Source organism: Mesorhizobium sp. 01N446, from assembly GCF_056399285.1.
The window spans coordinates 1-13009 of sequence record NZ_JBFTRA010000003.1; the positions used below are offsets into that span (position 1 = coordinate 1).

Here is a 13009-nt window from a genome sequence, read left to right on the forward strand (position 1 = left end):
ACCGATCAGGACGCCCATGTTGATGGTCAGCCAGAACGCGCCGACCCGCGAGCGCCGATAGCGCTGGGCCACATCCTGCCAACTGAACGTCGTGGCAAGGTGGTGTTTCTTCAGCGAAGAACTTATGTCGGCGAAGGCCTCTTCGAGGACGCCTGTCTTGGTCGGCAGCATATGTCGAGATGTCCCGATCGCGTGTTCTGCCCAGGCCCGGCGGTGTGCGACGGCTTCGATACATGATTGCCGTGTGCGCTTCAAGTTCATGAATGTCGAAGTCAATTCGGTAGAGCAAAGTACGTTTGACGCAACAGTTGCCTAAGAGTGTTGTCCGGGGCGTATGAGATTGCCGTTGCCGTCTAGCCATGGCGCCAATCTATTTCGGATATACGCCAAAACCTCCGGTCTCGTATCGAACTTGCTGCGATCTGAAATATGCCGACGATGAAAAAAAGTCTCCTCGTCGTAGTAAGTCCACCCACCCTCTACCACCTTGCGTTTCTTGTCCTCGACCTCTTTCAACAGGTCCGAGACGCGGCGTTTGCTGAAATTGCGACAATCCTTCATCCATTCGACCGGACTGTAGTCGGGACAGGCATAGCGGCCAATTTTCCAGGTTGAGCGAAGTCTTCGGCCCTCAATTTCGTCTAGACTGATGACGAGTGAATGCGCGGCAATGCGTTCATAGAGGCGCATCCATGGCAGCATCACCGTGTCGATGACTTGCGTGGGTTCTCCACCGAATGTGTTTAGCCAGGAGAGAACCGCGATTTCGGGCTTTCTGATGGTGCAGATCGATTTTATGGAGCCATTCTGGAGCAAAGAGAGCAGTTCATCATCTGCGTCATGCGCCTTATAGATGGCGTGATTGGTCTCGCCAGATGTGAACTGTGCACGCCTGTCAGAAGTCACCGAGGCAACATCGCCTCGCCGGGACAGAGCTTGCTTGACTACATTGAAGGAATAGGTGGAACCGCTACGAGGCATCCCAGCGATGAAGATCAGCATTTGTGCAATCCATTTGGAGCGTTCGGGCTAGGTCAGTCGTTCAAAATACTCCTCATCGAAACATGACAAACTACCGCGCTGGCCCCTTCCCTATATGATCTCTATCTCGGGGAACGGGAAAATAAACCTGCCCCCGTCGGCGAGATATTCGCGTTCACGACGCAAGATACCGTCCTTGAAATGCCACGGCAGGACCAGGAAATAGTCCGGCTTCATCGCTCGCGCTTCGGTTTCAGATATGATCGGTATGTGCGTCCCGGGGGTCATGCGGCCGAACTTTTCCGGATTGACTTCGGCGATGGCCGGGATCTCGGCTTGCGTGAAGTTGCAGAATTGCAGGACGACATTGCCCTTGGTCGACGCGCCGTAGCCCAGCACCTTCTTGCCGTCGGCTACGAGTGTCCTGATAAGACGCGACAGGTCGTCCTTGTGCCGGAACACGCGCTCCTCGAAGTCGCGAAAAGGCCGCGGCGTGGACAGTCCCATGCGGTCTTCCTGTTGCAGCAACCAATCGATGACCGGTTGATCGGCTTTGAGACTCGTGTTGCCCTTGTGGGTAGCCGTGACCGCGAAGCTGCCGCCGTTGATGTTGTTCATGACGACGTTGACGACCTTGAGACCAGCCGCCTCCAATATCTTGGCCACAACTCCGAGGGAATAATACTCGATATGCTCATGGCAAATCGTGTCATAGGAGTTGAGTCGAAGCATGGACGGCATGTAGCTTTGTTCGAAATGCCAGATGCCGTCCTCGGCGAGGACCTCGGCCACCTGGCGCGCAAATGCGATCGGATCCTCAAGATCATAGAACATCGCAATGGAAGTCACGATCTTGGCCCGCTTTTGCGAGATGCCCCGATAGGCTTCGGCCGAGAAAAAGTCGGGCACCAGTTTCACATCGTCCGGATAATACTGCGCGAACTTGCGGCCCGTCGGATCGATGCCTATGCGCGTCAACCCCGCGGTCGAATAGGCCTTGAGGGTCGTGCAGTCGTTGCTCCCGATGTCGAGAACGACGTCACCGCCACGTGGCGAGGCGAGCCTCTCCAGGAAGCGAACCTTGTGCGTCAGATGATCGACCATCGACTGGTTGAGGCCCGAGCGATAGCCGTAATTGTCGCCGTACATTTCGCTCGGCTCATAGGAATGCCTCAGCTGCAGAAGTCCGCTGGAGGCAGACCAGACCAGTTCGAGCGGCCCTCTGGTCACGGGTTCGGACGCCGATTTGGGAAACACTCCGGTGAGTGCCTGCTCACCGAGATTGAGCACGGAGACGAGATCCTTGTCCTTGCCGACACGGCAGGTCTCGATGGCGTGATACCTTACCTCGTTCATGAATTCTGACTCTCAATTTGTTGGTGAAAGGGCATTGATTGCAGTTCTCTACGCTTGGGCTACTCGTGCGCGGCAATCCTTCAGAACCGCGGCAAGGGCCTCCTCGAACGGATGCTCGGGCATCCAGCCAAGACGCATTCGGGCGCGAGCTGCATCCCCCACAATGCACGGCAAATCACTCGGCCGCAGCCGCAGCGGATCTTGTTCGGTGACGATCTTGACACTGCTTCGCGCCAGGAGCTGCTCCAAAATATCTCCCATCCGCCATGAAATGCCAGATGCGACATTGAAGATGGTGTTCGGTGCGAGACCATCGCTGTTCAGGGCGACGCGCGCATAGGCACTGGCGACATCCCGCGCGTCCAGGAAATCCCGCTCCGCGTCAAGATTGCCGACGCGGATGACCGGCGGAGCCAGGCCTGCTTCAATCCGCGCGATCTGCATGGCGAAGGCAGGAACCGCAAATGCCTCGGTTTGCCCTGGCCCCGTGTGGTTGAAGGGGCGCATTCGAATGCATTTAAGGCCGTGACGGGAAAGCGCACCCAAGGCGAGGTCGGCCGCGGCCTTGGTCACCGCATAGTCATCCATCGGCGCAAGCAGTGCATTTTCGTCAACCGGCCGGCCGGCTTTCGCGGTCTCGCCATAAACCAGACCCGATCCGACATAGATCAACCAACAATCCGGCGCCTCGCCGAGAATGGCGTGGGCCACGTTGAGCGCGCCCTGGACGTGGATGCGCCAGGTGTTCTCGGGATCGGCCTGGGCGGCGCCAAGGGCGGCGACGGCCGCCAGATGGACAAGGTGCGTCGGCTTGTGACGAGCGATAGCCTCACGAACAGCCGCCCTGTCCGTCACGTCGAGCGCTTCGACCTGACCGAATACGGGATGCGGCCCTCCATCCTTGGAGGTCGCAACAACCGTTGTGTCGCGACCGCAGATGCGGCGCAACGCTTCATGGACATAGGGACCGACAAAGCCCCGCGCGCCCGTGATCAAAACCCGCATGCCGACCTCGCTAACCGCGCCTCAAAGGTGTCGGTCACGTCTTACACGCTCAAGATCGGCTTCGACCATCTCAATCACGAGTTCCTTGAGGCTGGTCTTTGCCTCCCAGCCCAATTTCTCTTTGGCCTTGGTCGGGTTGCCATGCAGAACTTCGACTTCCGCGGGTCGCAGGAAGCGTTCGTCGATGGAAATGTGGTCCTCCATATTGAGACCGGCATGATCGAAGGCCAGTTTGCAAAACTCCCGAACGGAGACGGTCTTGCCCGTCGCGACCACATAGTCGCTTGCCGTGTCCTGCTGCACCATCAGCCACATGGCTTCCACATAGTCACGCGCGTGGCCCCAGTCGCGCTTGGCGTCCAGATTGCCGAGCGCCACCTTTTCCTGCAACCCAAGCTTAATGCGCGCGACGGCGTCGGTAATCTTGCGGGTGACGAATTCGATGCCGCGCAGGGGCGATTCATGATTGAAGAGAATGCCGCTCGACGCGTGGAGCCCAAAGCTCTCGCGGTAATTGACCGTCATCCAATGTGCATAGAGCTTGGCCGCGGCATAGGGAGAGCGCGGATAGAAAGGGGTCTTTTCCGACTGGATCGGTTCCTGGATCAGCCCGAACATCTCCGAAGAGGATGCCTGGTAGAAACGGGTTTCGGGACACACTATCCGCACCGCTTCCAGCACGTTGGCCGCGCCAATGCCCGTCACGTTGCCGGTCAAAAGCGGCTGTTGCCAGGACGATTTGACGAAAGATTGCGCGGCAAGATTGTAGACTTCGGCCGGACGAACGTCCTGAAGCACCCGGATGAGGCCGGAGAGATCCGTCAGATTGCCATCGTGGAGTACGATCTTGTCCGCGATTCCAAGCCATTTCAGCCGCGAACCGACCACATCGGCCGAGGCACTGCGCCGCAAAAGGCCGTGGACCTCGTACCCCTTCTCAAGCAGGAACTTCGAGAGATAGGCCCCATCCTGACCGGTCACGCCAGTGATAAATGCTACTTTGGAATTCATGATGAACCTGTCTCTACTTTCTTGATCGCCAATTCAGGAATGCAAACCGTCTGCCCGAAAACGCTAAACGTACCCAATGTGCAGACGTGCCTGATGGGTCGTCCTCAGGTTAGGCGCGGCCATAAACATCATCGAACCGCACAATATCGTCTTCGCCAAGATATTCCCCGCTTTGCACTTCGATCATGACCAGCGGAAGAATGCCGGGATTTTCGAGGCGGTGCTTGTGGCCGCAAGGGATATAGGTGGACTGGTTGGTCGCCAGCAGGATCTCACTCTGGCCATTGACGACCTTCGCGGTCCCGCTCACCACGACCCAGTGCTCGGAGCGGTGATGATGCGCCTGAAGGCTAAGGCGCGCGTTCGGCTTAACCTCAATCCGCTTGATCTTGAAACGCGGCCCCTCCTCCAGGACGGTGTAGGTACCCCACGGGCGATGCACGGTGCGATGCACGGTCGCCGCCTCGTGACCCTCCAGCTTGAGGCGATTGTAGAGGTCCTTGACTTCCTGCGCCTTGTCCTTGTGGGCGATAAGAAGCGCATCCGGCGTGTCGACGATCAACAGATCCGAAACGCCAACGAGACCCACAAGCCGGTCTTCGCTGTGCACGTAACAGTTCGTCACATCATGGAGCATCGTTTCGCCGGTCGTGCGGTTGCCGCTGTCGTCGGCTGGAACAAGCTTCGAAAGAACGTTCCATGAGCCGATGTCGGACCAATCGAAGCTGCAGGGAACGAAACCCACATTCCTTGCTTTCTCCATGACAGCATAGTCGATGGACACGGCAGGAACGGCCGCGAAACCATCCTTGTCAATCTCGACGGTGACGCGGTCCGCGGCATCGCTTGTCCTGGCTTTCTCCAGCGCCGTGCGCGCATTGGACAACACGTCCGGACACAGTTCCTGCATCGCGGCGATCATGGAGCGGGCGGCAAAACAGAACATGCCCGAATTCCAGAAAAAACGGCCGCTGGCGATGAATTGGGCCGCTCGTTCCGCATTCGGCTTTTCCACGAACCGAAGGACCGTGTCCCCCTCGGCCTCGATATAGCCAAATCCGGTTTCAGGGCTCTCGGCCTTCATGCCAAATGTCACGATCCGTCCCGTGGACGCGATCGCGGCCGCCTTTGCAACGGCCGCGCCAAAGCTGACTTCGTCCAGGATCAGGTGATCCGCGGGCAGCACAACCAGAACCGCGTCTGGATTGTCGCGCGCGACCTGCAACGCTGCAAGCGCGATCGCGGCCGCCGTGTCACGACCGAAAGGCTCCAGCAGGAACGTGTTCTTTACCCCTGGCGCCGCCACCTCCGCATATTCGTCAGCCGTCAGGAACAGCAGATCGCGGTTGGTGACCGTCACAATCTGCTCAACGCCGGCAAGACCGGCTGCGCGGGCGTAGGTCCGGCGAATGAGGGTTCCCCCTCCCGGCAAGGGAATAAAGGGCTTGGGGTGCAACGCACGCGAAATAGGCCAGAGGCGGGAACCGACACCGCCACTTATGATGACAGGAACGATATTGGTCAAACTTCAGCTTTCCAGGATTTGAGTTCGGCTGAGGTCAAGACCCCAACCGAGCAATTCGTGTGCACGGGATTCTGTCTTAGCCTCGATATAGCACCGCAATTCTGGCGCGTTGCCTGACGCACGGAAGTGAACGACCTCTCCGTTGCCGGCGGTGATACGCACGCCGTCGCGATTGTCAATATCGGCGACGCCCCCGAGAATCTCGAAAAGAGCGCCGGCATAGGCGGTATCCGTCGACAATTTCTTGAGGAAAGACGCGCTGTCTTCCGCCGACACGCCTTCAAGCCGGCCGCTATCCGCGGCGAGGAACCCGAAACCAGCGGCGATCTCGGCGAGCGGGCGACCTGTCGCAGCAATCGTCGACAGCGCACACAGAATTGGCAACAGCGAATCCCGGGTCAGCAAGGCTGTGAGCGTGCGGCCATCCTTCTCGACGGACGAACCCAGAAGGACGCCGCCATTGGCTTCGAAGCCCAGGACGCATTTTGCCCCTTGAGCAAGGGCCGTGCCGATGCCTTCGATCACATAGGGCGAGCCTATGCGTGTGCGCATCACGGTTGCGAAATGCCCGCAGCGTTCCAAGGCGGAATTGGAACTGACTGGCGTCACGATGCAGTCGGCATCGAGAAAACGCGCCGTGATCGCGCCGATCAGGTCGCCGCGCACGAAACTGCCATGCGCATCCGCCACAAGCGGCCGGTCGCCATCGCCATCGGCGGACACGATGGCATCGAACGGCTCAGCCGCCGCCCAGTCCTTGAGAAGCACAAGATCTTCCTGCCTGAGCGCTTCGGTATCCACCGGAATGAAATGCGAGGACCTGCCCAAGGGCACCGCCTCAGCTCCCAGCGCCCGAAGGATATCGACAAGGACATCCCTTGCCACGGACGAATGCTGATAGACGCCGACGCGGACACCATTCAGGCTACCCGGCTGAAAGAAGCCAAGAAAATGATCCCGGTAACCTGCGGACGGATCCGAGCCCGGCTTTACCGGCTCAACGGATGGCTGCGACCGGTCGGCTCTCTGCAAGCCTGCGTGGATTGCCACAATTTCAAGCTCATCGCGCTTGTCGATCTCGCCGTCCGCCCGGTAGAATTTGAGCCCGTTCCTGTCGTCGGGGATGTGACTGCCGGTCACCATGATCGCCGGGGCATTCTTAGCCCCGGCATAAAGCGCCAGTGCCGGTGTCGGCAAGGCTCCGCAATCGACCGCCACCAGACCGGCTTCGGCGATCGCGGCATGGACAATCCCTGCAATGTCGGGGCTGGATGAGCGAAGGTCACGCCCTACGAGAATCTTGTCGCCCTCGTTCAACACACCACGCCCCACAAGCATGCGTGCGAACGCGATCGTATACGTGCGCGCCGGTGGCCCTCTGAGCTCACTGACGAGACCGCGCAGCCCGCTGGTGCCGAACTTCAAAGTCACGGATTGCCACCTTTTTCCGGGAATCCGGCCCTGGCACTGACTGCGGCAAGGCCCCTCACCTGTCGCAGCCCGCGACAGCATGAAAGTTGGCGAGCGAGGTCGGACAGCGCGCCACTATAGATCAAGGCCGGCGACCTGATCTCTGTATAAGGGCAGTTTTTGCTTAGAGCCCGCTAATATTATTGGGTACAGCGCGTTCTCATTGCCTCGAGCAAGGATGATCCCTTTCAAGAAGCTCTCCGTGAATTGCCAAGCCCCCACCTGACACCCAAGTTGCCCGTGCTTAGGTTTCGCGCAATGGCTTGTCAATCTCGGACGCCGGACCGCACCCAATTTCAACAACGTCGTGGAATTCAGGCAACCTCGACGATGACAACCCTGCGGACCAAGCCTACGGTGTTTCAGGCAAACCGAATAACGGCTGCAACCTCAAGCGACCTGCTGACCATCCACGATGCGGCGCACGACCCGCTCGGTGGATTGTCGCCATTCCGGCGCGCTCCATCCGAATACGGCCGCGAATTTCGCGCTCGACAGCCGCGAATTGGCGGGGCGGCGTGCCTTGGTCGGATAGTCCTTGGTCGCGATATCCCGCACCTGCGCCCACGGACCGCCAGCCGCCCGGCTGGTGTCGAGGATATGACGGGCAAAGCCGCTCCAGTTCGTCTCGCCCGTGCCGGCCAGATGATAGGTGCCGAAGGCAGCAAAGCTCCTCTCGCGATGCAGCATCGTCGCCGCATGCAGGACGGCATCGGCGATATCGAGCGCGCAGGTGGGATTTCCCCATTGATCGGCCACCACTGAAATCTCGTCGCGGTCGGCAGCCAGCCGCAGCATGGTTTTGACGAAATTCCTGCCGAACGGGCTGTAAACCCAGGCGGTGCGCAGGATCAGGTGGCGCGGGCCGGCGGCAGCCACCGCCAGTTCGCCAGCGAGCTTAGAGGCTCCATAAACGCCAAGGGGGGCCGTCGCGTCGGTCTCGACATAGGCGCGAGACCCGCTGCCGTCGAAGACGTAATCGGTCGAAAGATGAATGATTGGAACACCGAGCCGCGCCGCCGCTTCAGCCACCTTGCCGGCGCCGGTTGCGTTAACGGCAAAAGCGATGTCGGGCTCGTCCTCGGCCTGGTCCACGGCGGTGTATGCGGCGGCCGACACGACAATATCCGGCTTGCCGGCCGCAATGGCGTCGATGACGGCTTCGGGTCTTGCGAGGTCGAGATCCGGACGGCCAATGGCGACCACCTCCACGCCAGCATGCGCCTGGCCGGCCTCCAAAAGACTTGCCGCGACCTGGCCGTCGCGTCCGGTGACGAGGAGCCTCACGCGCCGGCCTTGCGCGCTTCGCCCAGCCGTTCACCGGCGTAGCGCTGTTCGCGGATCGGCCCCCACCACCATTTGTTGTCGAGGAACCAGTCCACGGTTCTGGTCAGGCCGCTGTCGAAGTTCTCGCTCGGCGCCCAGCCGAGCTCGCGGCCGATCTTGGAGGCATCGATGGCGTAACGGCGATCGTGGCCGGGGCGGTCGGTTACGAAGGAGATCAGCTCGCGATAGCGCTTGCCGCCGGCCCGGGGACGCCTGGCGTCGAGCAGGTCGCAGATCGTCTCGACGACGGCAAGGTTCGTCCGTTCCGAATTGCCGCCGACATTGTAGCTTTCGCCCGGCGTGCCCTTGGTGGCGACCAGTTCCAGCGCCCGCGYGTGATCCTCGACGAACAGCCAATCGCGCACATTGGCGCCGGCGCCGTAGACCGGCAGCGGCTTTTCGTCGAGCGCGTTGAGGATGACGAGCGGGATCAGTTTTTCGGGGAAATGATAGGGGCCGTAATTGTTCGAACAGTTGGAGAGCACGACCGGCAGGCCATAGGTCTCGTGCCAGGCGCGGACCAGATGATCCGAGGCTGCCTTGGAGGCGGAATAGGGCGAGGATGGCGCGTAAGGCGTCTCCTCGACGAACATGCCGCCGTCGAAAGGCAGATCGCCGAACACCTCGTCGGTGGAGACATGGTGGAAACGGAACCGGCTTTTCCTGTCGTCGGCAAGGCCGCGCCAGTATTCGAGCGCCGCATTGAGGATCCGGTAGGTGCCGACGATGTTGGTCTCGATGAAGGCGCCGGGCCCGTCGATCGAACGGTCGACATGGCTCTCGGCGGCAAGGTTCATGACGATGTCGATATCGTCGCGGCGCAGGAGATCAAGCACCGCCCTCTCGTCGCAGATATCGGCATGGGCGAAACGATAATTATGCGCATTCTCGATTTGCCGCAGCGAAGCCAGATTGCCGGCATAGGTAAGCTTGTCGAGATTGGTCACCCGAAAGGCCGGATTGGCGCACAAATGCCGGCACACCGCCGAACCGATGAAACCAGCCCCGCCTGTCACCAGAAAATTCATGCCGCTATCCTCATGCCCATCAGGCAAACACGTCCGCTTCGGCCAGCATCGGCGCCTTGAGGTCCTTGTCCGAAAGCTGGAACCCGCCAGTCACTGAAGGCCATTCGATGCCGATGTCGGGATCATCGAAGCGGACAGACCGATCGTGCTCGGGCGAATAGGTATCGGTGACCTTATAGAGGACCTCGGTGTCGGGCACGAGCGTCACAAAGCCATGCGCGAACCCCTTTGGCACCAGAATCTGATTGCCCTTTTCGGCCGAAATCTCGTGAGCGACCCACCTCCCGAAGGTTTTCGATCCTCGGCGGATATCAACAGCGACGTCGAGGACGCTGCCGCGAATGACGCGCAGCAGCTTGTCCTGGGCTCGCGGCGCGAGTTGATAGTGAAGCCCTCGCAAGACGCCTGCCGCGGCGGAATAGGAGTGGTTGTCCTGCACGAAAACCAGGTCGATGCCTGCCTGCGAAAACCGCTCGGCATTGTAGGTTTCCACGAAGAAGCCGCGTGCATCGCCATGTCGCTTGGGCACGATTTCGAGCACGCCTTCCAGACCGAGGGACCTGATCTCCAACGCTCAGCCCTCTGACAGATCGGCGACGCGCCGCCGCAGATAGGCGGCATATTCGTTTTTGCCCAACCGGGTCGCGCGTTGCAGCACTTGTTCCGCCGTCAGCCAGCCCTGCTCGAAGGCGATCTCCTCGGGGCAAGCGACCTTGATGCCTTGCCGATGTTCGATCGTGCGCACAAAGGAAGACGCGTCGTTGAGGCTGTCATGGGTCCCTGTGTCGAGCCAGGCATAGCCGCGCCCCAATCGGTGCACCTGCAGCAGGCCGCGATCTAGATAGGCATTGTTGACCGCCGTGATCTCGAGTTCGCCGCGGGCCGAAGGCCGGATGGCCGAGGCGATGTCGACGACACTGTTGTCGTAGAAATACAGCCCGGTGACGGCCCAATTGGATTTTGGCTTTTGCGGCTTTTCCTCGATCGTCAGCGCGGTTCCGGTGGCCTTGTCGAAGGACACCACGCCGTAGCGTTCCGGATCGTCGACACGATAGGCGAACACCGATGCGCCGGTGTCGCGCGCGGCGGCGATGCGGCAAAGCTGCGACAGCCCGTCGCCGAAATAGATGTTGTCGCCCAGGATCATCGACACGCTGTCCTTGCCGATGAAGTCGCGGCCGATGATGAAAGCTTCAGCAAGCCCATTGGGGTGCGGCTGCTCCGCGTAGGAGATATCCAGCCCAAACTCCGATCCGTCGCCGAGCAATTCACGGAAGACGGGCAGATCGCGCGGTGTCGAAATGACCAGGATTTCCCTGATATCCGCGAGCATCAGCACGCTCAGCGGATAATAGATCATCGGCTTGTCGTATACCGGAAGAATTTGTTTGGAGACCGCCAACGTCAGCGGATAAAGGCGCGTTCCACTGCCTCCGGCAAGGATGATTCCCTTCAAGAAGATCTCCCCGGCATGCTCAAATCCCCTCCGCAGCAACGGGTAGCCATACTACACCTGGAAAAAGCTGCTGCCAGCGCCCGCTTATATCCTGGAGTCGTTACTAAAATACGCCTGGTACCACTCGACGAACCGCCCCACCCCTTTCGACACGGATGTGCCGGGGCGATAGCCGACGGCATCTTGCAGAGCTGAGGTGTCGGCGAAAGTGTCCGGCACGTCGCCGGCCTGCAGCGGCAAGAGCTCGATGATGGCCTTGCGGCCAAGCGCGCTTTCCAGCGCCTCGACATAGGCGGTCAGCTTCACCGGATTGTTGTTGCCGATGTTGAAGATGCGCCAGGGCGCGCTGCTGGTTGCCGGATCCGGATGGCCGGAATCCCAGGCGGGATTGCCGGCGGCAGGGCTATCGCTGGTCCGGATCACACCTTCGGCGATGTCATCGACATAGGTGAAGTCGCGCGTGTGGTTGCCGTTGTTGAACAGCTTGATCGGTTCGCCAGCCAGGATGCTCCTGGTGAACAGGAACAGCGCCATGTCGGGACGCCCCCAGGGGCCGTACACGGTGAAGAAGCGCAGCCCGGTGGTCGGCAGCCCGAACAGATGGCTGTAGCTGTGCGCCATCAGTTCGTTGGCGCGCTTGGTCGCGGCATAGAACTGCAGCGGATGATCCGCCGGGCGATGCTCGGAAAACGGCATGTCGGTGTTGGCGCCGTAAACGCTCGAGGTGCTGGCATAGGTCAGGTGCGCTATGCCGCCGCCGCGGCAGGCTTCCAGTATGTTGGTGAAAGCGATGATGTTGCTTTCGACATAGGCGCGCGGGTTTTCCAGGCTGTAGCGCACCCCGGCCTGGGCTGCGAGGTGGATCACCCGGTCGAAACCATGATCGGCAAAGCAGCCATCCACGGTTCCTCTGTCGGCAAGATCGCCGTGGATGAAATGATAGCCGGAATTGATGCTTCGGCTGGCCTCGGCAAGCAGCCGCAACCGCGCCTGCTTGATCGCCGGATCATAGTAATCGTTGACGCTGTCGATGCCGACGACCTCGTCGCCACGCTCCAGGAGCCGCCTGGCGACATGATAGCCTATGAAGCCGGCGGCGCCGGTGACCAGAACCTTCATCGGAAGCGTCCGTCCTCGGGAATGGATCCCTGACGTCTATGGCACGCCAAGCTTTCTGCAGAGATCAGGAGCGCTTCAGCAGCGACCAGACGGCCGGCACAAGGCTGGCTGCGAGCGCAACCTTGATCAGGTCGCCGACGATGAACGGCACGACGCCGAACTGCCAGGACTTTTCCGGGCCGATCAGCAGCGCCAGCCAGGCAAAGCCCATCGCCATCATCACCACTTCAGCAACCAGCATCGCATTGAAAAGCTTGATCGGGTGGCGATCCCAGCCGCGATCCGCGGCCCAGCCGACAATCGCCGCCATGACGACAAAACCCGCGAGATAGCCACCCGTCGGGCCGACCATGTAGGCAAGGCCGATGCCCTTCTCAGGCGTGCCCTGGAAGACCGGGAAGCCCATCGCGCCTTCCGCCATGTAGAGCAGCAGCGTGGCGACGCCGAGTCGCAGGCCGAAGGCGGCGGCGATCAGCAGGACGGCGAGCGTCTGCATGGAGAGGTCGACGGGGCCCAGCACGACCTTGGTCTTGGCCGACAGGGTCAGCAACAGTGTTCCGGCGATCGCCAGGAAAAACTGTGTTGCCAGTCGCGCCGCGCCTTCCTGCGGCAAAGCCAAAGAAACAAGCGGGCGCATCGTCGTTGCAGTTACCATGGTCTTCCCCAATCCGATCTGTCGCGATCCGATAATCGCGGTCTCAGCGTTTTCCTATATTGGCTTGCGTGCTATGC

General features: G+C 60.4%; 12 protein-coding genes. All 12 read right to left on the minus strand.

What is annotated here, in order from left to right; genetic code table 11:
* Positions 1–312 precede the first annotated feature (312 nt).
* The 12 genes from AC1DPX_RS14295 to AC1DPX_RS14350 all read right to left on the minus strand — a co-directional run bounded on the left by AC1DPX_RS14295 (position 313) and on the right by AC1DPX_RS14350 (position 12932).
* On the minus strand, positions 313–1002 hold the full coding sequence (locus tag AC1DPX_RS14295) for a hypothetical protein (protein WP_202355255.1): 690 nt from the start codon (positions 1000–1002) through the stop codon (positions 313–315).
* Positions 1003–1092: 90 nt separating this feature from the next.
* Positions 1093–2337: a class I SAM-dependent methyltransferase gene (locus AC1DPX_RS14300; protein WP_477237534.1), complete on the minus strand. Its 1245-nt coding sequence runs from the start codon at positions 2335–2337 to the stop codon at positions 1093–1095.
* A gap of 48 nt (positions 2338–2385) precedes the next feature.
* Positions 2386–3342, minus strand: a complete 957-nt coding sequence (locus tag AC1DPX_RS14305) for an NAD-dependent epimerase/dehydratase family protein (RefSeq protein WP_477237536.1) — start codon at positions 3340–3342, stop codon at positions 2386–2388.
* Positions 3343–3363: 21 nt separating this feature from the next.
* A complete protein-coding gene (gene gmd, locus AC1DPX_RS14310; RefSeq protein WP_477237538.1) occupies positions 3364–4353 on the minus strand; it encodes a GDP-mannose 4,6-dehydratase in 990 nt (329 codons plus the stop codon).
* A gap of 109 nt (positions 4354–4462) precedes the next feature.
* On the minus strand, positions 4463–5878 hold the full coding sequence (locus AC1DPX_RS14315; protein WP_202355259.1) for a mannose-1-phosphate guanylyltransferase/mannose-6-phosphate isomerase: 1416 nt from the start codon (positions 5876–5878) through the stop codon (positions 4463–4465).
* A 3-nt stretch (positions 5879–5881) separates the two neighbouring features.
* The gene (locus AC1DPX_RS14320; RefSeq protein ID WP_477237540.1) at positions 5882–7309 is read right to left on the minus strand and encodes a phosphomannomutase; all 1428 of its coding nucleotides are present in this window, start codon (positions 7307–7309) and stop codon (positions 5882–5884) included.
* 429 nt (positions 7310–7738) lie between these two features.
* Positions 7739–8635: a dTDP-4-dehydrorhamnose reductase gene (gene rfbD, locus AC1DPX_RS14325; protein WP_477237542.1), complete on the minus strand. Its 897-nt coding sequence runs from the start codon at positions 8633–8635 to the stop codon at positions 7739–7741.
* A complete protein-coding gene (gene rfbB / locus AC1DPX_RS14330) occupies positions 8632–9702 on the minus strand; it encodes a dTDP-glucose 4,6-dehydratase (protein WP_477237544.1) in 1071 nt (356 codons plus the stop codon). Before rfbB ends, rfbD begins: the two co-directional genes overlap by 4 nt.
* 19 nt (positions 9703–9721) lie before the next feature.
* A complete protein-coding gene (gene rfbC, locus AC1DPX_RS14335; protein ID WP_202355263.1) occupies positions 9722–10273 on the minus strand; it encodes a dTDP-4-dehydrorhamnose 3,5-epimerase in 552 nt (183 codons plus the stop codon).
* Positions 10274–10276: 3 nt separating this feature from the next.
* Complete coding sequence (rfbA, locus tag AC1DPX_RS14340; RefSeq protein ID WP_202355264.1) at positions 10277–11158, minus strand: glucose-1-phosphate thymidylyltransferase RfbA; 882 nt, start codon at positions 11156–11158, stop codon at positions 10277–10279.
* Positions 11159–11242: 84 nt separating this feature from the next.
* Complete coding sequence (locus AC1DPX_RS14345; RefSeq protein WP_477237546.1) at positions 11243–12277, minus strand: NAD-dependent epimerase; 1035 nt, start codon at positions 12275–12277, stop codon at positions 11243–11245.
* A 64-nt stretch (positions 12278–12341) separates the two neighbouring features.
* Positions 12342–12932 carry a biotin transporter BioY gene (locus AC1DPX_RS14350; RefSeq protein ID WP_477237547.1) on the minus strand — a complete coding sequence of 197 codons (591 nt, stop codon included), beginning with the start codon at positions 12930–12932 and terminating at the stop codon, positions 12342–12344.
* Positions 12933–13009: the final 77 nt, after the last annotated feature.